General features: G+C 37.9%; 22 protein-coding genes. 16 read left to right on the top strand and 6 right to left on the bottom strand.

Annotation, left to right across the window (positions count from 1 at the left end; genetic code table 11):
• The first annotated feature begins 69 nt into the window (after positions 1-69).
• From QNH20_RS04585 to QNH20_RS04595, 3 genes are all read left to right on the top strand, one after another.
• Positions 70-579, top strand: coding sequence for an SRPBCC domain-containing protein (locus tag QNH20_RS04585; RefSeq protein ID WP_283921733.1), 510 nt, complete (start codon positions 70-72; stop codon positions 577-579).
• 611 nt (positions 580-1,190) lie between these two features.
• Positions 1,191-1,769 carry a dihydrofolate reductase family protein gene (locus QNH20_RS04590; RefSeq protein ID WP_283921734.1) on the top strand — a complete coding sequence of 193 codons (579 nt, stop codon included), beginning with the start codon at positions 1,191-1,193 and terminating at the stop codon, positions 1,767-1,769.
• Between the two features lie 860 nt (positions 1,770-2,629).
• Positions 2,630-3,133, top strand: a complete 504-nt coding sequence (locus QNH20_RS04595; protein ID WP_283921735.1) for a DinB family protein — start codon at positions 2,630-2,632, stop codon at positions 3,131-3,133.
• Between the two features lie 287 nt (positions 3,134-3,420).
• Here the strand turns inward: QNH20_RS04595 and QNH20_RS04600 are convergent, their stop codons facing one another.
• Both QNH20_RS04600 and QNH20_RS04605 read right to left on the bottom strand, forming a co-directional pair.
• On the bottom strand, positions 3,421-3,891 hold the full coding sequence (locus tag QNH20_RS04600; RefSeq protein WP_283921736.1) for a divergent PAP2 family protein: 471 nt from the start codon (positions 3,889-3,891) through the stop codon (positions 3,421-3,423).
• A 253-nt stretch (positions 3,892-4,144) separates the two neighbouring features.
• Complete coding sequence (locus tag QNH20_RS04605) at positions 4,145-5,161, bottom strand: S66 family peptidase (protein ID WP_283921737.1); 1,017 nt, start codon at positions 5,159-5,161, stop codon at positions 4,145-4,147.
• A 182-nt stretch (positions 5,162-5,343) separates the two neighbouring features.
• Between QNH20_RS04605 and QNH20_RS04610 the strand changes: the two genes are divergently transcribed.
• Positions 5,344-5,811 carry a GNAT family N-acetyltransferase gene (locus QNH20_RS04610; protein WP_283921738.1) on the top strand — a complete coding sequence of 156 codons (468 nt, stop codon included), beginning with the start codon at positions 5,344-5,346 and terminating at the stop codon, positions 5,809-5,811.
• A gap of 866 nt (positions 5,812-6,677) precedes the next feature.
• Entirely contained in the window at positions 6,678-7,397 is a 720-nt protein-coding gene (deoD, locus tag QNH20_RS04615) for a purine-nucleoside phosphorylase (protein ID WP_283921739.1), read from the top strand.
• A 239-nt stretch (positions 7,398-7,636) separates the two neighbouring features.
• Here the strand turns inward: deoD and pdxR are convergent, their stop codons facing one another.
• Positions 7,637-9,094 (bottom strand): MocR-like pyridoxine biosynthesis transcription factor PdxR, encoded by a 1,458-nt coding sequence (pdxR, locus tag QNH20_RS04620; protein ID WP_283921740.1) that lies wholly within the window; start codon positions 9,092-9,094, stop codon positions 7,637-7,639.
• A gap of 136 nt (positions 9,095-9,230) precedes the next feature.
• Here pdxR and QNH20_RS04625 point away from each other — a divergent pair, with 136 nt between their 5' ends.
• From QNH20_RS04625 to QNH20_RS04655, 7 genes are all read left to right on the top strand, one after another.
• Positions 9,231-9,842 (top strand): LysE/ArgO family amino acid transporter, encoded by a 612-nt coding sequence (locus QNH20_RS04625; protein WP_283921741.1) that lies wholly within the window; start codon positions 9,231-9,233, stop codon positions 9,840-9,842.
• A gap of 265 nt (positions 9,843-10,107) precedes the next feature.
• On the top strand, positions 10,108-10,533 hold the full coding sequence (locus QNH20_RS04630) for a DUF1801 domain-containing protein (RefSeq protein WP_283921742.1): 426 nt from the start codon (positions 10,108-10,110) through the stop codon (positions 10,531-10,533).
• Positions 10,534-10,617: 84 nt separating this feature from the next.
• A complete protein-coding gene (locus QNH20_RS04635) occupies positions 10,618-10,839 on the top strand; it encodes a hypothetical protein (RefSeq protein ID WP_283921743.1) in 222 nt (73 codons plus the stop codon).
• Positions 10,836-11,438, top strand: a complete 603-nt coding sequence (locus QNH20_RS04640; protein ID WP_283921744.1) for a VanZ family protein — start codon at positions 10,836-10,838, stop codon at positions 11,436-11,438. Before QNH20_RS04635 ends, QNH20_RS04640 begins: the two co-directional genes overlap by 4 nt.
• 30 nt (positions 11,439-11,468) lie before the next feature.
• Entirely contained in the window at positions 11,469-11,771 is a 303-nt protein-coding gene (locus QNH20_RS04645) for a DUF3221 domain-containing protein (protein ID WP_283921745.1), read from the top strand.
• Between the two features lie 24 nt (positions 11,772-11,795).
• Positions 11,796-11,993, top strand: a complete 198-nt coding sequence (locus tag QNH20_RS04650) for an NAD-dependent epimerase/dehydratase family protein (RefSeq protein ID WP_283921746.1) — start codon at positions 11,796-11,798, stop codon at positions 11,991-11,993.
• A gap of 3 nt (positions 11,994-11,996) precedes the next feature.
• Positions 11,997-12,680: an SDR family oxidoreductase gene (locus tag QNH20_RS04655; protein ID WP_283921747.1), complete on the top strand. Its 684-nt coding sequence runs from the start codon at positions 11,997-11,999 to the stop codon at positions 12,678-12,680.
• Between the two features lie 93 nt (positions 12,681-12,773).
• On the opposite strand, the gene QNH20_RS04660 is transcribed toward QNH20_RS04655, so the two are convergent.
• Positions 12,774-13,637: an AraC family transcriptional regulator gene (locus QNH20_RS04660; protein ID WP_283921748.1), complete on the bottom strand. Its 864-nt coding sequence runs from the start codon at positions 13,635-13,637 to the stop codon at positions 12,774-12,776.
• A 434-nt stretch (positions 13,638-14,071) separates the two neighbouring features.
• Between QNH20_RS04660 and QNH20_RS04665 the strand changes: the two genes are divergently transcribed.
• Positions 14,072-15,277 carry an MFS transporter gene (locus QNH20_RS04665; protein ID WP_283921749.1) on the top strand — a complete coding sequence of 402 codons (1,206 nt, stop codon included), beginning with the start codon at positions 14,072-14,074 and terminating at the stop codon, positions 15,275-15,277.
• Positions 15,278-16,040: 763 nt separating this feature from the next.
• Here the strand turns inward: QNH20_RS04665 and QNH20_RS04670 are convergent.
• Complete coding sequence (locus tag QNH20_RS04670) at positions 16,041-16,952, bottom strand: EamA family transporter (protein WP_283921750.1); 912 nt, start codon at positions 16,950-16,952, stop codon at positions 16,041-16,043.
• 1,038 nt (positions 16,953-17,990) lie between these two features.
• On the opposite strand from QNH20_RS04670, the gene QNH20_RS04675 reads away from it, so the two are divergent.
• From QNH20_RS04675 to QNH20_RS04685, 3 genes are read left to right on the top strand one after another with little or no spacing between them, the layout of a single operon-like run.
• On the top strand, positions 17,991-20,210 hold the full coding sequence (locus QNH20_RS04675) for a glycoside hydrolase family 20 protein (RefSeq protein WP_283921751.1): 2,220 nt from the start codon (positions 17,991-17,993) through the stop codon (positions 20,208-20,210).
• A gap of 32 nt (positions 20,211-20,242) precedes the next feature.
• Entirely contained in the window at positions 20,243-20,431 is a 189-nt protein-coding gene (locus QNH20_RS04680; RefSeq protein WP_283921752.1) for a hypothetical protein, read from the top strand.
• A 2-nt stretch (positions 20,432-20,433) separates the two neighbouring features.
• Positions 20,434-21,009: an FIMAH domain-containing protein gene (locus QNH20_RS04685; RefSeq protein WP_283921753.1), complete on the top strand. Its 576-nt coding sequence runs from the start codon at positions 20,434-20,436 to the stop codon at positions 21,007-21,009.
• 350 nt (positions 21,010-21,359) lie between these two features.
• On the opposite strand, the gene QNH20_RS04690 is transcribed toward QNH20_RS04685, so the two are convergent.
• Complete coding sequence (locus tag QNH20_RS04690) at positions 21,360-22,748, bottom strand: MFS transporter (RefSeq protein ID WP_283921754.1); 1,389 nt, start codon at positions 22,746-22,748, stop codon at positions 21,360-21,362.
• Between the last annotated feature and the right edge of the window lie 466 nt (positions 22,749-23,214).

Genomic DNA, 23,214 nt, shown 5'->3' on the forward strand with positions numbered 1-23,214 from the left:
TCCAAACTTTAAGGAAGGAGGATTGTTTCGTTTTTATCAAAAATTTAATTTGGATTGGGAGGAATGGGAATGTTTGATAAAAATTTGGTAACGAAAGTAGAAGGGCGAGAACTCGTCATGGAGCGGATCTTTGATGCACCACGAGATCTCGTATTTAAAGTTTTTTCTGAGCCTGATCACTTGGCGAAATGGTGGGGACCAAAAGGATGGCAAACTGAAAATCGTAAATTTGAGTTTAAGCCTAACGGAGTATGGCATTATTGCATGCGGTGTATTGATAAGAATCAAGGAGACTTTTACGGCCAAGAATCTTGGGGTAAAGCTGTCTATCATGAAATAATTGAACCTGAGAAAATTGTCCATACTGATATGTTTGTAGATGAAGATGGAAATGCTGTTGATGGAATGCCGGAGATACTTGTGACAATGATGTTCATTGAACACGAAGGTAAGACAAACATCATTACACGGTCTCGATTTGCTTCAGTCGAAGCACTTCAGCAAGTAATGGATATGGGTGTAGTCCAAGGATTTGCCTCACAATTTGAACGATTGGATGATTATTTAGGTGAATTGTAAAGATAAAAATTTTTAATGCTGGTGTTGCTTTAAAATAAAGTTTGATTAAATTAACTCTATACACCTTGATAAAAGTGCAAATAGAAAAAGCGTGTTTTGAAAAAAAGATTGATCAAAAAACGCTTTTCTATACTCAATTGAATCTGCCTTTTATAAAAAAGTTTGATTATTTCTGTAATCTTTCCTCCATTAAAGCGCCCGATTCCTGAATAAGAAAGTGTACAAAGAAGATAAAGTATTAGACTCTAATCGCTAAGTCTATGTACATTTAACGAGGATCGGATCGAAGACTCTCCGAAAATAAGTATTAGACTGACGTGTTTAGTAGAATAGCCCCAGTCTTGGACAATAAAATATAGTCCTAGATTGCGGCGGACTCCTTCATTGGTGTCGAGAGATGCTGAAATACGCCATCATGGGCATGAACCAGTCGTTAGATAAGCTTGCTGCAAATTTGATGTAAATCAAATAAAAAAACCTCGATGGTTCCAGACGCCAAGTCATTGGGAGATGCGCGCAGTCGGAAAATCCATGAGGTTTGATTTTGTAGTGCAAATATATCATAAATAAAATTAAAGTCAACTAAACTAATAGGAATCGAGGAGATATAGATGGGTAAAATTATTGCATCGGTTAGCTGCACGTTGGATGGAGTCTATACAGGGCCGGAAGGTGACGAGAATAACATGGTGAGCTGGGCAATGCCCGGAATTATAGACTCCACCACCGATAATTTGGTTATGTTCCAGAATGCTGACGCCATCTTGATGGGGCGGGTTAATTACGAAGGCCTTGCGAGCTATTGGCCATTCCAGGAGGGGGAGTTCGCCGAAGCAATGAACAATACTCCCAAATATGTGGCCACGCGCAATCGCGAGCTTACGGAAGTGCAATGGGGGGACTTCGGCGACACAATTTCCCTGCTCGCTGGTGATTTAAATGAACGTGTAGCTACGCTTAAGAGTGACATCGAAGGCAGCATCATCGTTCCGGGGAGTGCCGGCCTTGTGCAAAGTCTATTAAATGCAGGTTTCGTGGACGAAATCAACATGATTATCCACCCTGTCGTCCTCGGGAGCGGTAAGGGATATCTGGATAGCATTGCTGCAAGGAAAGACCTAAAGCTCATTGGTACACAACTTTATGAAACGAGTGGTTCCATAAGACTTCGTTATGAGATGGTAAAATGACCAAGTAAAGTAAGTTCCATTCATGGTCAAGACCGGTGATCACGGTACCGTTGATCTGGACCATTTTCTCGGTACATACCGGTTGCTTCCGAAAGGGTCCTTAGCAATAGTCCCAAATAGCAACAACTTCCTGCCTGTGAGTCATCATCAAGATGTGCTTACATTGCTAAAAGATTTTCTAAAATCATAAATCGAAGTGCCTCCATCGCCACTTAGTCAGTGGGAGTTGGTTGTTCTTTTACATTCTCTCGTTAATCTGACCGTTTCCTCTAGAAACGGTTAGATTTATTCCATTAAATGGCCCTTTAATGGAATATCATACTGGATTTTTTTTACAACATCTACAAGAATATAAAAAGAAAAATTTAGTACAGGATTTTAATCAAACTTTATAATAAATTATCGAACTTTTTTACCAATTATCAATCTTTATTTTAAATCTACAAATGAAATGATCATATTGCTGAAAATAATGCTAATATATGGACTACCGTGGCAAAGAAATTAATGCCCGTCGAGTTTTCATTGTACCGAATAAACTCGTCTGACTGGGGAGCAGGTATCGATTGAACCTACCTCATAGGAAAAATGTATATTTAACCAACTAAAAAGCAGTGGATTTCACATTAGAAATCGCACTGCTTTTGTCTTTGTATTAGAGGGGAATCTGGTTACGTTAATAAACCCCTATTTCAACTAATGAAGGAAATATAGTTTAAAAAAGAAATAACTTAATAACAAAGAATATATAATTAACTGGATTGAGTTTTTATTTTCTTTATATTTTTCCCTTGAAACGTATGTAATTTAAGAAACAATTGGTAACATGAAAATGCTAGTAGAAATGGAGAGGATGGGCCATGACACACCCTACATTAGAAATGTACAATTACCATGTTTGGGCAAATGGAGTTATCATTGATCGTTTAAGTGAACTTCCGCAGGAGATTTATCATAAGGACATTCAGAGTGGGTTTTCTTCAGTATCAAAAGTGTTGTCTCACATTTATCTGACTGATTACTCATGGTTTGAAATTATCTCAGGTAAAGGTATGAATGAAGCAATGGCGTCAGCGGATGAATTAAGAGAACATGTGGAAACCAAAAGTATTGAAGAAATGAAAAAATTGTTTATAGAAATATCTGAACAGTACAAGGCATTTCTGAACGATCAAGAAGATATCGAAAAGTTGATAGTTGTAGATAACCCGTATGCTGGGTTGCTCGAGACTTCCATTTCCGAGACTATCCTTCACATTGTCACTCACGGATCCTATCACCGTGGTAATATAGCAACCATGTTGCGGCATATGGGGCACACCTCTGTAATGCAAGATTTTGGACTTTATTTATATGCAAAATAGAACAGAGTAATCCAACTCTCCAATCCCGAAGGAATAAAATCAGCATAGCTGTCGATATGAATATCAGCTGCAATGTATAGATTTTAAAAGGCAACGGTTTCAATCTTTAATACTCTTGCTGGAATTATTTCTAAGTCGCGGTCACCTACTACCAAATCAATATGGGGAGTTGGTAGTAGGGTTCAGATGATGAACTATGAGGTTTTCGGGTGAATCCTTGTTCTTCTACCGATACAATTTCTTTAAAGTATTTTGCAAATTGAATTTTCTTAAAGTTAGAATTTGCATTAGAACGGATAGACCAGGTAAGTAAGAACACCAACAATGATTCCTGTTATTATTCCGAAAAAAACTTCTGCTGGTTGATGTCCTAGGAGTTCTTTTAGTTTTTTCCTGGACTCTGTCTTTTTTAAATTTGGATTTTTTAAGGTTTCGATAAGGCGATTCCAATCAGCTAACAATGTATTTAACACTTCGGCATGGTAGCCTGCATGTCTTCGGACTCCAGTGGCATCATGCATAACAATTAGCGAAAAGACCACACAAATGGAAAACTCATTTGATTGGAGTCCTGATGTTAACCCAATGGCTGTAGTCAAAGAAATAATAGTTGCTGTATGAGAACTAGGCATGCCGCCCGTACTAAACATCAGATTCCATTTTATTTCTCCTGACGTTATATAATGAATGGGGATTTTTACAAACTGGGCAATAAACATTCCTAAAAGCGCAGCTAAAATTGGATAGGATAAAAACATCAATGTCCTCCTAATGATTGTTTGTCTTTAGAATATGACATAAATCCCAAAATAATGAAAAATTTTAGACTGGATGAGGAAAAGTCCGTGAATAGGAGAATTTAGGGAGTAAAACTGTCCTCATGAGGTGTTTGACAGAAACAAGATTGAAAAACAAAAACTGTCTTCATAGAGTGTTCATGAGGACAGTTTTTTCTGCGAGAAGAATCTTTAAAATTATCGTAATGGAAAAAGGCACCATGTAAACTCACAATTATGGCCGGAAAAATTGCAATACTGTTCCTTTTTCTTCTGCTGCCTCAACCTCTGCATATGCACCATTAATAAAGGTAATTTGCGGTGGAACGTGACCGCAATCAATATCATAAATAATTGGAATGTTGAGTTCATCAGCAAGGTCTTGATAAACATCCTCAACCGTATAGTTGTCTACTGGTGTATTCGCTGGACTTCGACCAAACATAAGACCTGAGCAATGGACAAACCAGCCAGCTAGCTTCATTTGCACCAATGACCTTCGCAAATCCGGGGTGGTCAGCTCACAGTTCTCCAAATACCAAATTACAGGTTCTCCATTAATATGCTGTTTTCTAAAGTTTTGAACATCACCAAACGGTGTGCCAATTAGATGCCTGATAATGTCAATACATCCGCCGAGTAAACGACCTTGTATCTTCACATTACGATTTGATACCGTTTTCCATAAGGTTGTTTCAGTTAAATGAAAAACACAAGGTGAAGGGTTATCATGCTGCCACGCTTTCTGATAGTGTTCAGAGGATCGTTGAAGGATCGATTCCCCTAACTTCGTCGATAATACCGTCTGCCACATGGCTGTTGTTTCGTCTGAAAATTCTCCGCGTAAATCAATTAAGTTAGTCCCGTGAGCTGTGGAGATTCCTGTTTTCAATGTAATGGCTAAGAGCAAGCCGCTAATATCGGAGTAGCCTAATATCCACTTGTTTCTAATATTTTCATAGTCAATATGTTCAAGTATCTCGATTAATAACTCACCGCCCCATGGGGGAATGATGATGTCGATTTTACTGTCAGCCATTAGCGTATTAAATTCTGCTGCCCGCTTTATCGCAGGTGCGGATTTTGCCTTGTTCTGCGTCCAAACAGTTTCGCTGCAGGTAATTCGAAAACCTCTCATTTCTAACTGGTTGCATGCAAGGGTAACCAGATCATGTAATTCAGCAGATACCCCTGATGAAGGTGCTGTTACACCTATCGTCGCTCCCTTTTTTAATTGCGGATATGTAATCATAGAAATCCACCCTCACTTTTAGATGATTTTACCAAAAAGGATTTAGATTAACCACATTTATTTGTGTGGGAATAAGCACTTTGCCCTCATAATAAAAAAAGAGTTAGAAATATTTTGATAATATCACTTGGAATTTGTTAAAATGAGAACAAATGTTTCAGATGGAAATGAGGGATGTTAACATGCAACTCTATTTTTACAATGAAGGATTCAGAAATACGATAGAACAATATTTATTAACTGAAGAACAGCTTCGTTTTACTGGCACACCAGTTGATAGTATAAAACTATCATGTGAAGATTCGGATCGACATCCAATCTTAGCTATGGAGGAAGATAGGCTGGTAACCTTTTTCGTTCTCCATAAAAATGAAGGAGTAAAGCCATATTCAGATAATCAACATGCCATTTTGCTTAGGGCCTTTTCAACAGATTCTCGACATCAAGGTAAAGGATACGCGTACTCTTCACTAACAACATTGCCTGATTTTGTGAGAGAGCATTTTAGAGAAACGAATGAAATTGTTCTAGCTGTTAACCTTCAAAATGAAGCGGCACAACGCTTATATAAGAAATGTGGATATATTGATGAGGGTCAACGAAGAATGGGGAAAAAAGGTGAGCTGATCATCATGAGTTACTATTTATAGGAAACAGTAAAAATGGTAGCTAGAATCATAAGAAATAAATGAATCTCCTGCATTTGATGAAAAATAAGAGATCCCATGCTTAATTCTAGAGTTTGTAGAAACCCCTCCGATTCATATAATCAAAGGGGCTTCGTTTTTTCTTTAGAACCTTGCTACTATCGTTGGCAAGGTTCATATTCCTTTAATCGTCCACATATTGAGGGCTAAGAAGTTGACGAGTTTTTCAAGCTAACTTGAAAAACCATTTGCACTTTAATGCATATACATATCGCGATATCAAACCAGGCAAAAATCAAATACTTCAATACAAGTACTGGCTCCGCCTACGCCAAATACCATGATAGCCACGCTTGCTATCCCCGCTACAATTACTATAACTCCCGAATATTAATAAAATATGAATTAGGTATTACTTATTGGTTAATATTTAAAGAACTATTTTTTTGTTTTCGAACTAATAGCTTTTTTAGCCTCCTAGTACTTCGGCCAATTTTAGTTGTGCTCCTCTCGATCATCACTATCATATTGTTTAGGTATATGACCAAATGGGGGCATGAAGAAGAAACAAGTTACGGTTTAACTATCACAAGGCCCCTTGGTTCCCACGAAAGGTGCTTTGTTTCGTTAAGTTGTGAAACCTATACTTTTCTATTTGAAAGTTTAGGGTATAATGATGAAGAAATATCTAGGATGCATCTAGCATTGCTATTGATTACCGATTTTTTCAAGTGAATGTTGTAAAGGTCGTAAAATAGGTAGTAAGTGTTTGAAAATATGTAGTAAGCAGCAAAAAATAAGTAGTAAATATTTAGCGAAAACAAGATTTTATCTTTTAAAATTCATTTAATCAAAAGGAGAGAACAATCATGAGTACAAATGAATTAAAAGAAACACCTCATATCAAACCAAATGGTGTAGAAATTGCTGAAACGATTCTTTTACCAGGGGATCCATTACGGGCAAAATTTATCGCAGATACTTATTTGGAAGATGTGGTCCAGTTTAATGATGTTCGTAATATGTATGGTTATACGGGTACATACAAAGGTAAAAGAATTTCCGTTATGGGAACGGGGATGGGTACACCGAGCATGAGTCTCTATTCATGGGAACTCATTCATGTATTTGGTGTGAAAAATTTAATTCGGATTGGATCATGTGGAGCCATTCAAGATCAATTGAACTTGTATGATATCGTTTTTGCCATGGGGGCATCAACTGATTCCAACTATGTACAGCAATACAATCTTCCAGGGCAGTATTCAACTATTGCTTCCTTTTCACTATTAGAGAAAGCTAAGAAAGTGGCCGATGAGAAAGGCCTTCCTGTTCACGTAGGAAATGTTCTTTCGAGTGATTTCTTTTATAATGCCGATCAAACAGCATTGGAGAGATGGAGTAAGATGGGCATTTTATGTGCTGAAATGGAAACGGCCGGACTTTATATGAATGCTGCCCACGCTGGAGTGAATGCATTGACTATATTAACCGTAAGTGACCATATTTTTAGACAAGAAAAAACAACAACGGAAGAAAGACAAACCGCATTTACGAATATGATGGAAATTGCTTTGGAGCTTGCTTAGGAAGTTCACATTTTTTTAGGGAATCATGGCAACGGTAGCAATGAGGAGAGGAAATGCAGCAGTTGGATTCATATAGCATGAATAAAGCCAAAGCACAGGACGTTATGAAAAAAAGCTGTTCCAGTTTCATTATTATTTTTTGTTTTGTGTTTAGTGATACAAACACTTAGCGTTCTTTTTCTTGGCTGATAGGAAACTGGTGTCAGACTCCCATTACGGTGGTGGGAGTCTGACCTTTTTTATTTCTTTAGGTTTTCACTCTTTATGATGATGGATAATCTTCGTAGACCATCTTCTAAATCTGAAAGGGAGGCATAGGAGTAGGAAATCCGTAAATATTGGTCTGCCTGATGATCATAGATGTTACCGGGATTTAGCAATAAGCCTTCTGCAATGGCGCTTTCAAAAAGTTTTCTTATTGAGATGGATGGTAACAAACGTAACCATATATAAAATCCACCTCTTGGCTTTTCCCATGTAGCAAGATCAGAAAAATACTTATTCAATAGATCCAATGTAAAATCTCTTCTTATTTTAAGCTGTTTTCTGATTTCGTTAAGATGCTGCTCATAAAGGCCGCTGGAAAACCATTCAACTGCGGTCCACTGTGACAGAGAACTGGAACCATAATCGGTTTGCATTTTTATATCTGCAAGGTGCTCCACCACTGGTTCCGGCCCAACGATCCAACCAATTCGAAGCCCCGGGCTTAACGTTTTCGATAGACTTCCCATATAGAGGACAAGTCCATTTTTGTCAAAAGCCTTAAGCGGTTTTGGTGGCTTTTCATCGAACCATAATTCGCGGTAAACATCATCCTCAATTAAAGGGAGCTGTTCTTGCTGACAGATGGTTAACAATTGAGTCCGTCTTTCAACAGTCATTAACGTTCCAGTAGGATTGTGAAAAGATGGAATGGTATAGAGTAACGATGCTCGATGTTGTTTTTTAACTTGAGGAATAAGATTTGCTTTAATTCCCTCGTTATCTAACGGGATGCCAACTAATCGCATGCCTGCTGACTGGAAGACATGTAAGGAATGAAGATACGATTGCTTTTCTTTTAATACAATAGAACCTTGATGTAATAAACCAACACTAATAAGCTGAAGGGCTTGCAAGGCACCTGAAACAATTAAAATGGATGAGGGTGAAACTTGTATTCCGCTTGTTTTTAAATAGTTTGCTATTTGCTCTCTGAGTGGTAACAATCCCTTTGGTTCTTCATAGCCATAAGAGATTTCTCTCGTAGACAATTTTTTGAAAATTTGTTTCATTGTTTCACTGGGCATAAGCTGTGGCGATAATTCTCCGGTTCCTAAACGGATGATGTTAGGGATAAATTCAGCATGATTAATTTCTTGAATGGTTGGCAAGTTTGGCTTGTGAATGCTAGAATCTACGTAAGAGCTCCAATCCGGGGGCGGAGTTGTGGCTAAAATGTTCCATGTATTGTTCACCACTCTTGTTCCACTGCCGCTTTTTCCTTCAATAAGTCCTTCCGCAGTTAATTCATCAAAAGCAGTGACAATCGTACTTCGATTTACTTCAAAAGCTTTTGCTAATGTCCGTTGAGGTGGGAGTTTATATCCAATTGTCCACTCACCATTCACTATTTTTTCTTTCAAAAAATCAGTAATTTGTTTATGTAATGGGACAGATGAAGACTTATTTGGCATCCAATCGCTTGAAAACATTAAATGATTCTCCTTTTTATTCTCTATTATATTATTTGGTTGGTTTGAAATCCATCCAAATGGTTGGAGACATTCCTAACGCTCCAAATTAAAATAAGGTTAGTTTCATAGATTGCAATGAAAGGGAGAACTGTCGATGTGGGCCTCATTTATTCATGGATGTATTCTTGCACTTGGACTCATTCTTCCTCTTGGAGTTCAAAATGTTTTTGTTTTTAATCAAGGCGCAATACACCCACGTTTTATTAAAGTGTTACCTGTTGTGATTACAGCTTCTTTGTGTGATACCCTTTTGATATTGGTGGCAGTTTTAGGGGTTTCATTTATCATTCTTGGTTCATTTTGGATTAAAATGATTCTGATCGTGGGAGGGTGCATCTTTTTAATCTATATGGGATGGACCTCATGGAATAGTAAACCAAATAAGGACAAAGAAGACGTACCGAAGAAATTTTCTTTAAAGAAACAAGTGTTGTTTGCGGCATCTGTTTCCTTATTGAATCCTCATGCGATAATGGACACTGTAGGTGTAATTGGAACAAGTTCGTTAAGATACCAAGGAGAAGAAAAAGTTATATTTGCAGCTTCATGTATTTTGGTTTCGTGGTTATGGTTTTTAGGTCTTGCCCTAATAGGACGAATAAGTGGAAAACTGGATCGATCCGGAAGATTCATGTTGGTCCTGAATAAACTATCAGCCCTAGTGATGTGGGGGGCAGCCATTTATCTAATCTTTTCTTTATTTTAAAATTAGAGCTATTATTGGAATCCTTCTTCATTTGTACCTCTCTATATTTTCTTAGCTTCAAAACTATTATTTAATATGAAATTCAAGCTTATTATGCAGGAAAAACAAGATTGAAAGAGTATTGTTAATAAAATAGTTTCTAACTGCAGTTGGATTTACCTGATCATTCAAATTGATGAATATTTTATTAACTAAAGGATATAATTAAGCCATCATCTCTAAGCAAACATGGAGTTCATTTTTTAAAAGAATAGGAGAGATTCGAATGAGCTATCAGCAAAAAACAAAAGAAACGAATAACAGTGTCGTGGAGTTTATTGAGAGTGTCGATAACCAGAAAAAACGTGAGGATGCCTATAAACTAGTAGATATTTTTACGGATACAACAGGATATGAAGCAAAGATGTGGGGGCCAAGTATTATTGGATTTGGCTCTTATCATTATAAATATGAATCAGGTCATGAAGGAGATGCCCCTTTAGTCGGTTTTTCACCTCGAAAGGCTAAAATTAGTTTGTATTTTGCTCCAGGTGATTCAAAACGTGAGGAACTGCTTAAGGAATTTGGAAAACATACAACTGGTAAAGGGTGTGTGTATATCAATAAGGTAGCAGACATTGATATTTCTGTATTACAAGAGCTTATTAAGCAATCTGTCCAATTTTTGCAGGCAACCTATCCGAATTCCTAAAGCAAGGAAGTTTAGGGTGGCGGACAGTGCCGTCACTATTCGCCTTTTTTGTTACCGAGAAAAGTTTTGTGGGAGTGGGGATTAATGGAGATTAATTTGAATGAATATATTATTAAAAGGATTGAAGAACTCACTGAAATTAAGTCAGTTTCGGTTAATTCTTTAAAAAGTGTTACGAAGAACAAAGCAAAACTAACTGTGGAAGAGGAAAAGGAGATTTTAGAGGAAAAAATGAACTATTATCTTGCAGCGGGTGCATTGGCAGAGATGGAAGAGCTAAAGAGAGTGTTAAATTTTTTAATATGAAAAACAACTCTCCCTGGTTGTCAATAGGTTTATCCCAGCTTCTGTTTGTTGTTTTATTGCCGGTATGGCTACGGCTTTTATCGTATCTTCATCCTGTTGTTCTGGTCGTTGTTTGGATGTGTCTGACAATAGTAGTGTTTTTCTTGGTCTACTATGTACGTAAAGAAACGATACATATCTCTAAAAATATTATTAAAAGTGTCATCAGTATATATAGTTTAGGATTATTGGTTTTACTGTTTTTCCGTCCTGCAAACCAAGATTACAGTCAAGTTAACTTTGTACCATTTAAAACCATCGTTGGCTTCCTTTCAGGAAATGGGGATTTTCTTATCGCTTTTTATAATTTAACAGCGAATGTATTGCTTTTCGTTCCGTATGGTGTGGTGACCTTTATGTTATATAAAAGCCCATCGAGACGTCAGTTATTTTTAATACCCGCCGGTGTCATTTTTCTAATTGAAACTATTCAGCACCTTACTAAACGCGGCAGTATGGATATCGATGATTTTATCTTAAATTTGCTAGGGGTCTGGATTGGGTATGCTCTGTATCCAGTGATTCAAAAAGTCGTGAAAGTGAAAGGTTCTCGAACCTGATTATTTCCTGTGCCTAGGGGGAAGTCTCTTATGAAAAAACAATTATTTTTGCTGCTATTCGTATGTATTTTATTAGCGGGGTGTAGTGGTAAGGAAGAGGCAATAAAAGGGGAGATTGATTTAAAGGGGATTATTACTGAGATCGATCAAGCGGGAAATCGAATTTTAATGGAAGAAAAAAACAAAGGGCTTATTTGGGTCAGTTTACCTGAAAGTGGAAATATCCATAATTATGCAACAGGACAGGAGATCGTTGTCTGGGTAGATGGTGAAATAAAAGAATCGTGGCCTGCTAAAGCCAAAGCGCTGAATATTGAACAGACACAAAAATAAAAGTTAATGAAGGGGAAAAGTAGGATGGAATCTGCATTAATACTTGGGGGAACACAGTTTGTTGGAAAAAGGTTAGTCCAATTACTGTTGGCTGAAGGCGTTGAAGTAACGATTGCGACGAGGGGAAAGACTTCTGATTCCTTCGGTGATCAGGTTTCAAGAGTGAAAATAAGTCGAGAAAATGCAGAATCTCAACAGCAAGCATTTCAAGATAAGCAATAGGATGTGGTCTTTGATCAAACCTGCTATTCTTCACAGGAAGTCCTTGAAACCCTAAAGGCATTAGAAGGAAAAATCCAGAAATATGTATTTACCTCCAGTCAGGCTGTATATGATTTTGGTACTAATCATCGAGAGGAAAATTTTAATGCACTCGAATATCAGCCAACGATAAAAAATAGGAGCGAGTACATCGGCTATGTAGGATACCAGGAAGCAAAGCGTGCTGCAGAAGCAATTCTTTTTCAAAAGTCAACCGTACCCGTTGTCGCTGTTCGCTTTCCAATTATTGTCGGGGAAGATGATTTTACCAACCGTTTTAAATTCCATGTTGATCATGTGAATAACGGGAAAGCGATGTTCATTGACAATCCCGAATTACGATATAGTTTTATCGATTCAGACGAGGCAGCAAAGTTTTTATTAAGTATAGCCAATTCTGATTATCATGGAGCGATTAATCCCGGTCCAAGCAGCGATATTAGTTTAAGAGAATTAGTAGAGTTAATCGAGGATCTTATTAAGAAAAGAGCAAATTTACAATCAGTAGGTGATCCATCACCATACAATTTACCGGGTTCATGGTCAGTTGATACTAGTGGTGCGAATTCATTAGGGTACAAGTTTACTCCATTAAATCATCTATTACACAATTTAATCCATTACTACAATGGATTCCGTCATAACTAGCAATCGGGTACGGTGCTGTTCATCAGAAAAAAGCGATGCTTGGATAAAGCATCGCTTTGGTTAGTTGAAGAAAAATTTGCATTTATCTTCAACTTACTTTATCGGGATCCAAATTTCGGAGTAGTAATCAGGACTCCATGGATCTCCAGCGGAATAGACTTCTAATTCGGGAGTACCGGCAGGCTTATATTGATTAGATGGAAACCATTCTGAATAGATTTGTTTCCAAGCCTTCTGGATCGCATCTGGCATAGCTCCGTGAACTTCGAAAACAACCCACTTTGATGCAGGAATGTCTAGTTGCATGAAACCATCAGGTGTCTCCCCGCTATACTCTGCAGCTATCCAATAATCAATGAGAGGCCCTGATTTATTACTGCTTTTATCCACACATACGCCAACAACACCTTTTATTTGTCCATTATTCAACTCTATTAATTGGTCATTGGTACCATCTTCATGAACATCATTCCACATTTTTGGAATCTCTATTAGATTTTCGCCATTTACACAAGAGAACTCTCTCTTGACGCCAACTACTTGGAACCCTTCTCTATCAACAATTTTGTAATTCATGGGATCTGCTCCTTTCAGACTCACCTGAATCATCAGGCGGTTATACGATTTCAGCTTTCCACGATAATTTCTTGCTTGACTCGGTGTAATCCCGTGCTGCCTACGAAATGCTTTGGTAAAAGCCTCGGGAGTGTCATAGCCATATTTCAGGGCGATATCAATGATTTTGCTGCTTGTATTCGATAGTTCTTGTGCTGCAAGAGTTAAACGTCTGCGGCGGATATACTCGCCCACATTTATATCTGTTAATATCGCAAAAGTACGTTGAAAGTGAAATACCGAGACATTCGCCTCTTTCGCAATCCTTTCGATTGAAATCGTCTCTAATAAATGCTCTTCCATATAGTCGATTGCTCTCTGCAAAGACTCTACCCATCCCATATCGCTCACTCCTTGATTCTATCCTACTAGTTATCCGTATTGAAATCCTGTCAATTCATGCTTAATTCGAACAGATTTCTTATATTTTTATTTTTGACCGTTTGTTAATAAATGTCCAATTTTTTAATTAGAAATTTGGTTGATTATATAGATAATGTAAAAATATCAGGTGCCTAGATTCGGTTAGTGACTTTAAAAAGAAAAGAGCACTCTCAAGGTAAATGAAAGAGCGTTTCATTGCCACCATTATAACAACAGCAAAATGTGGTAATGATGGCGGAATGTAAACTAGATTCTTTAATAGAAAACCAATCCGATTTATATTCTTACACTATAGAGGTTATTTCGGGTCACTAAAGGTTCTTTTTCTTCACTTTTGTGGTAAAGTTAAGGGGAATTTTTATATATAGGATTTATGTGGGAGAGCGATTAACATGCAAGGCTGGAAACGTAATTTATGGGTGCTGTGGATTGGAGTCTTTTTTACTTCAGCGAGCTTTTCAATGGTAATCCCTTTTTTGCCTATCTTTCTTCCGCAAATTGGTGTCAACGAGAATGTTGAGATTTGGTCGGGAGTGTTATTTAGCGCCGCCTTTTTTGCAGGAGCCATCGCTTCTCCGTTCTGGGGCAGTGTAGCGGATAAATACGGGCGAAAGCCGATGATCATCAGGGCGGGGTTTTGTTTATTTATCATCTATACTTTAACTGCATTTGTGACAAATCCCTATCAGTTATTAGTCCTCCGAATTATGCAGGGACTATTAACCGGATTTATACCTGGGGCAATTGCCTTGATCGGGACAAATACACCAGGTAATAAAGTCGGCTATGCCCTGTCGATGATCTCGACAGCATCTGCTTCAGGCGGGATTTTGGGACCGCTATTGGGTGGGGGGATTGCCCATTTAGTAGGAAATCGCTGGGCTTTTGGCAGTGCCGGAATTTTCGTTTTGATCTCGACCATCCTGGTCGTTCTTTGGGTGACGGAGGAGAACTTTACCCCAAGTAAAAAGCGGAGCTCTGTTAAAAATGATATGAAGGAGGCTTGGAGCAATCGCCCCTTTATGCTTGTACTTCTCTTAACGGTTGTTACTGCAGGGTCGATTATGACGATTGAACCAGTTCTTCCCTTGTATATTGTAAAATTGGGCGGCTCAGCAGATAAGGCTTCATTGTTAGCCGGTATTGTGTTTTCACTTCCGGGGATTGCTAGCGCGTTATTTGCACCTGTCTGGGGGAAATGGGCTGATAAAGTAGGATTTCATAGGGTTCTTGTTATCGGATTACTCGGTGGTGGACTCGGTACGCTGGCACAAATTCTCTTTAGTGAAATTATCGGGTTTTCGATCATTCGTTTTGTGTTTGGCGCCTTCTTCTGTGCGGTTTACCCGGCATTAAATGGTCTTGTTGTAAAGTCAACAGCAGAGGATTTCCGTGGAAGAGCTTTTGGTTTGAATCAAACTGCTAACCAAATAGGAGGTATGATTGGCCCAATGATTGGCGGATTCATTGGCGGAATTTTTCCAGTTCAAATTGTATTTGTCGTAACAGGTACCATGCTGTTGGCTGCGATGGGAGCAGCTTATTGGAAGGGAAAGGGTCTAATCAGCGTTTCGACAAGAAAAAGCAAGGCTTTGTAAGAGTATATACGATTTGATTTAACAAATATGGATGATAATAGATTGATGCACAATATAAAAAGAAGTATGCGGAAGTTTGGAAAAAGTGTTGAATAGAAGAGTGGCCTTCATAGGGATTATGAAGGCCATTTTTGATGGAAAGTTAGAAAGATTAGCCCTTCATAAGTTGGATGAAGGCCAAATCTGATGGAAAGTTAGAAAGATTAGTCCTTCATAAGGTGGATGAAGGCCAAATCTGAAGGAAAGCCGAAAAGATAAGTCCTTCATAAGGTGGATGAAGGCCAAATCTGAAGGAAAGTTAGAAAGATTAGTCCTTCATAAGTGGGATGAAGGCCAAATCTGAAGGAAAGCCGAAAAGATTAGTCCTTCATAAGGTGGATGAAGGCCAAATCTGAAGGAAAACCGAAAAGATTAGTCCTTCATAAGGTGGATGAAGGCCAAATCTGAAGGAAAGCCGAAAAGATAAGTCCTTCATAAGGTGGATGAAGGCCAAATCTGAAGGAAATCCAGAAAGATAAGTCCTTCATAAGGTGGATGAAGGACTTATCTGAAGGAAATCCAGAAAGATAAGTCCTTCATAAGGTGGATGAAGGACTAATCTGAAGGAAATCCAGAAAGATTAGTCCTTCAAAAGTAGGATGAAGGCCAAATCTGAAGGAAAGCCGAAAAGGTTAGTCCTTCATAAGTGGGATGAAGGCCAAATCTGAAGGAAATCCAGAAAGATTAGTCCTTCATATGTTTGCCCGTCCATCCACCACCAAGCTTAAGAAAGAGATTCCCTTTCATAAGCTACAGACTTCATTTTGGTTTTAGATATCTTCACATTTCCCACAACAATTCCGCCTAATATTAAAACCACCCCGAGCCATTGGGACGTGCTAACGTGTTCTGATAAGACTAGCGATGATAATATTACAGCAACAGGGAGTTCAGATGACGTCAAGATGGTTCCAAGCCCTGGTCCAATTTGTGGCATACCAATTGTAAATAAGAGCGGTGGCAAGGCTACACCTAATAAGCCAAGGTACAGACCATATGGTGCAACTCCCATTAAAACTGGTAAATGGAATAACGTAGTTGGGGGAAACAGGATTAAAACCGTAATCAGCCCTCCAGTGGTAAAAATAGCACTTTTCTGCACAGCGGGTATATCTTTTTCAACAGTACTGCTAAGAAAGACAAAAGTAGTATAGGTCAAAGCGGAAAGCAGTCCCCAAACGGTTCCTTGCCATGTGATTTCCCCGCCACCATCTGCAATAACGCCTGCTGCAAGAATCGAACCAACAACCAGAATACCAATGGAAACAACCTTCCCAATTGTTGGTGTCTTTTTATAAAATATCCACTCAAAAAAGGTACCTATCCAAACAAATTGAAATAAAAAGATGACCGCAAGCGAAGCGTTAAGTGATTGCAGCGATTGGTAATAAAATAGGCCTGTTAAACCAAGTGGAATTCCCGATACAAGTAGTTTTCCTATTTGTGGAAGTGTCAGTTTTTTCTTTTTCGAAAACAGAGCGACGATCCAGATTAATAGAGTTCCCATTAAGTATTGACTCCCTGTCACCTCTGCCATGGTAAAACCCGCAGAATAAGCAAGCTTTACAAAAGTAGATAAGGCTCCGTAACAGCATCCTCCTAAAAATACAATTAGTGCATATTGCCAAGTTTTCATTTCTCCTACTCCTTTCATTCAATAATAAACCAAGAGTTTTAACTATGGAAAAACGGATACGTTTACGAGGGGCAGCCCCTTTTCAACGCAAAAAAGCCACACAGCTCATAGGAAAGCTGTGTGGCGAAAATAGAGATATCTCTAGAAAAGTCCACAAACAAATGGTTTTTATTATTCAATCTTACTTTTGTTACTTTAAAACAAATGATAATGAATGTCAATAATAATATGAGCGGTTGTCTATACCATTTTTAGGAAAACAATCATATGGACATAGAACTACTGAAGGTTTGATATGATGGAAAAAAGAGGATAAAGACCGGGCGATACATTAGAAAGTCTCAAATGACGCTAAAACGAATTAGAGAAATACTTATTCAGCTTATAATTTAGCGGGGATCTGCATCCCGTTGTTCTAACGTGATAATATACCTATCTCATAAATAGGTATTATTACACTATTTTCCCATTTCAGTTATAGTTATAATGTTCTGTAAATAAGGATAAAAGCGGTTACATATCTATATATTCCGGCATGTTACTGATTTGATCAGGCAGAGCGGCACATTTGAAAGGGTTCATCCCTTTTTTAGTGTTACTCTGCTTTTTTGCTGTTTTTTGGGAAAAGGCCAGACCAAAAACCGCTATACAAGTTTGAACAAGCTTCGGCTTTTTCAATAGTTAAAAGAACACCTTAAAACGGAAGGAGGCCTTTGGTGCTGAAAAAATACGGGTAGATATTTGTTGGATTATGCATCGGGATGGAGCTTTATGGAGAAGCGGGTGAAGCAGCGATTAACATGCTGCTGGCAAAACAATAAAATAATGCGGAGGCAGCAAAGGAGTAAAAAGCGGTATAAAATAACAAAATGAGCGAGCTGAATAATATCCCTCAGCAATTAAGCGTTGGTATCATCTCTTCCTTCCTCGACCGGGCTATTAATGGACCAAATTTGGCTGAAGGGAAAAAAAGCAACAACATCTTAATCAGTAGTCAAACTTCAAGCCCCAGATTATAAATAAAAAGGAGAATGTAGGTTGAAAAAATTAATTAGAAATAAAATGGTTCCTATGACATTAGTATTTATTCTACTACTTAATTTTGTGATAATTTTACCTAATAAAGCTCAGGCTGCTCCTAATATTCCTTCATTATTACCTAAACCTGTAAGTTATACTGCTGGCACAGGACATTTTACCTTAACATCAAACACTTCGATTTACGTAGCTGGAAATACTCAAGATGAAACAGATGAAATTTATGACATTGCCCAATCACTTGTAGCTAAGCTAAATATTTCCACTGGGTTTAATATCAGCGTTATAAAATCAAATACGCCTAAAGCAGGAAGTATATATTTTACTACAATAGGAGGAACTTCTGATCAAGGTAATGAAGGATATAAGTTAGTAACTGATACTAATAAAGTTACACTTACTGCGTATAAACCAGAAGGTATTTTCAGAGGTATGCAAACATTAATACAGCTCTTTCCAGCAGAAATACTAAAGAGTACAGTTGTTACTGGTGTACGATGGGTTATACCGTGCTCAACTATTAACGACAAGCCTTCATATAGTTATCGAGGGCTAATGATCGATGTAGCAAGACACTTTTTCACAGTAGAACAAATTAAGCGTCAAATTGATCTAGCATCACAGTATAAGATTAATAAGCTTCATTTACACTTGTCCGATGACCAGGGATGGCGAATTGAAATTAAATCCAGACCAGACCTAATAACATATGGAAGCATATCAGCAGTTAATCGTGATCCGGGTGGGTATTATACACAGGATCAGTTTAAGGATATCGTAAGCTATGCAAGTGCTAGATATGTCGAAGTTATTCCTGAAATTGATATGCCTGGACATACTAATGCAGCTTTAGCATCTATTCCAGAATTAAATCCTACTGGCGTAAGAGCAAAACCTAGGTATGATATAGCAGTAGGTTATAGTTCACTCATGGCTCGATCTGAGGCTACTTATGATTTTGTTGATGATGTAATAAGAGAACTTGCTGCTATTTCACCTTCACCGTATATTCATATCGGAGGGGATGAATCTCATTCAACATCTGCAGCAGATTACGATTATTTTATTGGAAGAGCCGCAAGTATTGTAAATAAATATGGTAAGAAAGTTGTTGGATGGGACCCATATGATACTTCCACAGGTATAACATCGAGTGATTCCATTCTTCAAAACTGGCATTGTAATCCTACAACCGGAACTTCTGCAATAGCAAAAGGAATGAAGATGATATTATCTCCAGCAAATGCTTATATAGATCAGAAATACTACGCTAATTCTCCTCTTGGCTTATCTTGGAGAGGATATGTAAATACAGAAAAAGCTTACACTTGGGATCCAACAGATTTTGCTCCCGCAAATTCTATTTATGGAATAGAAAGTACATTATGGTCAGAAACGATTGTTACTCAGGATAATATGGATTATATGATATATCCAAGATTAATAGCTAATGCAGAGGTTGGATGGACACCTAAGAGTATGAGAGACTGGAACGATTTTAAGACAAGACTAAATACTCATACTACAAGTATGGATTATAAGGGAATCAAGTATTTTGCAGATCCTATCTTTAACACAATGAACTCAGCTGAAATGGAAAAACTTGTTGAGCGTTTCGAGGAAGAGGGAGAATTCGCAAACCATGGTGCTGCCAGTGCCTTACAGGCACATTTGGCGGTAGTGGATCGTTTTGAAAAGGAAGGAGAACTCCAAAAAGCTGTCAAACATATGGAAGAATTTAAATTGTTACTAGAAGACCAGAAGGAAGAAGAGCTAATTTCCGAAAAGGCGTATCATATTCTCAAGACCGGTGCTGATTATTTGATAAAGAAGTGGCTGAACCTGGCTCCTAGCGCAACCATTACGGCATCCAGCGAATTCAACAGCAATTATGCTGCAAGTAAAGTGGCAGACGGTACCGGAGAATGGGCATCCAAGGGCGAACAGAATCCATGGATTCAGCTGAATTGGACGGATAGCCAAACGATCAACGAAATTACCTTCTATGATCGGCCCAATCTGGCGGACTGGGCGCCCGGAGGAACGCTTACGTTCAGTGACGGAAGCTCGCTGGAAGTTTCAGGAATACCGAATAACGGAAGTGCTTTTACCGTAACCTTCCCGAGAAAGACGGTGACATGGGTTAAATTCCAGGTATCCGGCGGAAGCGGGCCGAATGTTGGTTTGTCGGAAATCGAAGTCCTTGGTACGAAAAAGTAAAAGAAACTGGTTGAGTAGAAGGCTTGGAGAAGTTGCTTGATCAGGATATTTTCAGCTTTGTTGATGTCGGCAACACGGCGGGAGAGCTGACGTACAACATCATCAACACACCGAAAGCGACCAATCTGATTCTGATGAAAAACGAGGGATCGGACGTGAGACTGATTGTCAAAAAAGCCTCGCAGGCTGCCTCAGCGCAGACGGGGATCAGCAGATTATAAAAATGGATAAAACAATGCCGCATTTTAATCTAATGGTAAATGGTAATAACCTAAATGATGGAGCATCCTTTGATGACTATTTAGCACTTACCTTTAAAGTATCAGATGATTTATCTGGAATTGCTTCAGCAAAAATCAATATAGATGGCGAGGTCTATATTATTGATACTAAAACACAGCAGAGCATAGAGATTGACATGGCAGGGAAACTAGGAAGTTTTACAGCTCTAGTTACACTTGAGGATGTAGCTGGCAACAAGCTAGAAACTTCGCTTAGCTTTAATGTTACAACAAGTATTAGCTCGATGAAGCAGTTGGTAAGCCGCTTTATTAATTCTGGCGAACTCACCGGACCGATAATACCGCAGCTTACAAATGCTCTTAATCAGGCTCAGCATCAGCTGGATATTGGACGGCCTGATCATGCAGATAAGCATATACAGGACTTTTTAGACCGACTTAATAATAAAGCATTAATTAATTGTAGCAGTGAAAAGGCTAAAACTGTTTTGAATGCAGATGCACAAAAAATATTAAATAACAAAACTTTTCCATCCTTATTTAATTACATTAGATAATGTAATCGAAATGAATTTTGTATTTTTTAAATAAGGTTGATAAATGACTACTTACATCGGCGGACTTAGAAGAAGGAAATAGTCAATGATCTAAGGTAAAGAAAAGTGCTGCTCTTTTGTCTATATGACATGAAAGAGCAGCACTTTTTGTTATTGTATAGTTAATTAATGGACAACTTGTCCCAATGGAAAAGCGTAATCTATCCCGCATTAACGGACAGTAATATCCCCACCTCAAGATTAAGAGAAAAGCGAAAATGATAGGTGGGGGATAACTGTCCGTAAAATCCTGATTGGTTCAACTAACCATCAGTGGGGGATGAGGAAACCCTACTGATGGAAGTTTCACTTTATTTTGTCGCTTTTCGTCCTACTAATACCCAGTACATAGATAAACTGAAAAGGGTAATGAGTACGAGAATGAAAAGGATATTACTATACATGGAAGCATCCGAATTGCTTATAATCCCTAGGAAGCTTTGACGCATTGCGGAATGGTCCATCATTGCTGCTGTATAGGCAATTCCGATTGACATAGCAACATTAAGCGTTAAATTATAAAATCCGATTGCTGTTCCTGTTTTTTCTTTTTCAATCGTACAAATGCAAGAATCAAGTAATGGTGCATACATGAACGCGAATGAACTAGAGAATAAGATCATCGATATCACGAATACAACAACAGAAGTTTGTACAAAGAAACCGCCTAATAATAAGCTGAAAATAATACTAGACATAGCGATCGTAATACATTGCTTGCTTCCTAGAACCTTCGCAAATTTTCCAGAAAGAGCCCCAACTGTAGTAGCGGCTATATAACCCGGAATCAATAATAGTGAAATGGTATCTAGCTTCAAACCATAAATCTTTTCAAGCAAGAATGGAAATAAGAAAATATATGCTAACTGTACAGAATAAATTACAAAAGCAACTCCAAGCAATGAGATAAACTGTTTATTTTTAAAGAATGATATTCCGATAAAAGCTTTTGAGCTCTTGCTAATATAAGTAAGGAACAAGGTAATTGCGACGATAAACAAGAGAAGGTACATCCAATTGAAATCGGTAATATATAGCAGCAGGGATGCTGAAATGATTCCAACTAGAAATAATCCTAATACATCTACATTACTGTTTTTCCTATTTTCCTTAGGAAGATATTTTAAAATAAATGGAAGGGTGAAAAGTGTTACTAAAGAAAGTAAAAATAGAGTTGTCCAATGGAAGTACGTAGAAACATAACCTCCAGTTAATGCACCAATAAGCTGTGAAAGAGCAAAACTACTTGTACTTAATCCTAAAAATTTCTTTTGTTCATTTGCAGGTAAATGTTTTGTTACAAAGATAACATATAATGTTTCAGCTGATGCTAAACCTGCAGTTTGGATAATTCGTGAGATAACAACTAGTAAAAACGAGTGTTGAAAAATATACCCCATGACTGAACCGACACATATTAAAATAATACCTACGCTAAAAAGTTTTCTGATACTAATGGAATCCGCCAAAGCTGCGTAAACCACTGCCCCAATTCCAATCACAAGGCCAGCTAGGGTTGCTTGCCAGCTAACTGTTGTCGCTGAAATGTGAAAATCCTTTGCCATATCAACCGAAATAATCTTAAACGAATTGTCAATTATCAAACATAATAGAAATAACAATAATGTAATAGGTACTGCTTTCTTAACACTATATTCCTGAGCTTTCTTCATGCTTGCATCTGCAATTATTGTAGACATAGCTATATTCCTCTCCTTTTGTTAGTCAGGAAATCGTCTTCCTGAATCATGATGTCTAGCCACAACTACCCATTTATCCTTTTGTAAAAGGACGGTTTTAGTAATCTCTATACATTTGGTTTAATATGCGGGGGTTCCTTGTGCTCAATTTAACCCATTTTTGTTTTTTTCCTTCTTATGATGTTTACAAGGAAGCGTTTGCATCAATAACCAAAAATATCCTTACTTTTTATTTGTACTTTCATGGTTATTCGTGATAATCTTTTGAACTATACAATATTGTATAGTTGTCTAAATACTTGTATGCATCAGAACAATGAAAAGGATATCATACCTTTCCTTTGCTAACAACCCATTTTTTTTTGAGAATTTGTCGATTTTGTAACAAAAAAAGCGGTGTATTTCGTATGAAATACACCGCTTCCAAGGTAAATTTGGAGGTTTATCCCGCATTAACGGGCAGTAG

The sequence above is a fragment of the Neobacillus sp. WH10 genome (assembly GCF_030123405.1).
GTDB lineage: Bacteria > Bacillota > Bacilli > Bacillales > Cytobacillaceae > Neobacillus.

Excerpts from the sequence above, each read along its gene's own strand:
- QNH20_RS04585 (WP_283921733.1), top strand. The coding sequence starts at position 70 with ATGTTTGATAAAAATTTGGTAACGAAAGTAGAAGGGCGAGAACTCGTC.
- QNH20_RS04590 (WP_283921734.1), top strand. The coding sequence starts at position 1,191 with ATGGGTAAAATTATTGCATCGGTTAGCTGCACGTTGGATGGAGTCTAT.
- QNH20_RS04595 (WP_283921735.1), top strand. The coding sequence starts at position 2,630 with ATGACACACCCTACATTAGAAATGTACAATTACCATGTTTGGGCAAAT.
- QNH20_RS04600 (WP_283921736.1), bottom strand. The coding sequence starts at position 3,891 with ATGTTTTTATCCTATCCAATTTTAGCTGCGCTTTTAGGAATGTTTATT.
- QNH20_RS04605 (WP_283921737.1), bottom strand. The coding sequence starts at position 5,161 with ATGATTACATATCCGCAATTAAAAAAGGGAGCGACGATAGGTGTAACA.
- QNH20_RS04610 (WP_283921738.1), top strand. The coding sequence starts at position 5,344 with ATGCAACTCTATTTTTACAATGAAGGATTCAGAAATACGATAGAACAA.
- deoD (WP_283921739.1), top strand. The coding sequence starts at position 6,678 with ATGAGTACAAATGAATTAAAAGAAACACCTCATATCAAACCAAATGGT.
- pdxR (WP_283921740.1), bottom strand. The coding sequence starts at position 9,094 with ATGTTTTCAAGCGATTGGATGCCAAATAAGTCTTCATCTGTCCCATTA.
- QNH20_RS04625 (WP_283921741.1), top strand. The coding sequence starts at position 9,231 with ATGTGGGCCTCATTTATTCATGGATGTATTCTTGCACTTGGACTCATT.
- QNH20_RS04630 (WP_283921742.1), top strand. The coding sequence starts at position 10,108 with ATGAGCTATCAGCAAAAAACAAAAGAAACGAATAACAGTGTCGTGGAG.
- QNH20_RS04635 (WP_283921743.1), top strand. The coding sequence starts at position 10,618 with ATGGAGATTAATTTGAATGAATATATTATTAAAAGGATTGAAGAACTC.
- QNH20_RS04640 (WP_283921744.1), top strand. The coding sequence starts at position 10,836 with ATGAAAAACAACTCTCCCTGGTTGTCAATAGGTTTATCCCAGCTTCTG.
- QNH20_RS04645 (WP_283921745.1), top strand. The coding sequence starts at position 11,469 with ATGAAAAAACAATTATTTTTGCTGCTATTCGTATGTATTTTATTAGCG.
- QNH20_RS04650 (WP_283921746.1), top strand. The coding sequence starts at position 11,796 with ATGGAATCTGCATTAATACTTGGGGGAACACAGTTTGTTGGAAAAAGG.
- QNH20_RS04660 (WP_283921748.1), bottom strand. The coding sequence starts at position 13,637 with ATGGGATGGGTAGAGTCTTTGCAGAGAGCAATCGACTATATGGAAGAG.
- QNH20_RS04665 (WP_283921749.1), top strand. The coding sequence starts at position 14,072 with ATGCAAGGCTGGAAACGTAATTTATGGGTGCTGTGGATTGGAGTCTTT.
- QNH20_RS04670 (WP_283921750.1), bottom strand. The coding sequence starts at position 16,952 with ATGAAAACTTGGCAATATGCACTAATTGTATTTTTAGGAGGATGCTGT.
- QNH20_RS04685 (WP_283921753.1), top strand. The coding sequence starts at position 20,434 with ATGGATAAAACAATGCCGCATTTTAATCTAATGGTAAATGGTAATAAC.
- QNH20_RS04690 (WP_283921754.1), bottom strand. The coding sequence starts at position 22,748 with ATGTCTACAATAATTGCAGATGCAAGCATGAAGAAAGCTCAGGAATAT.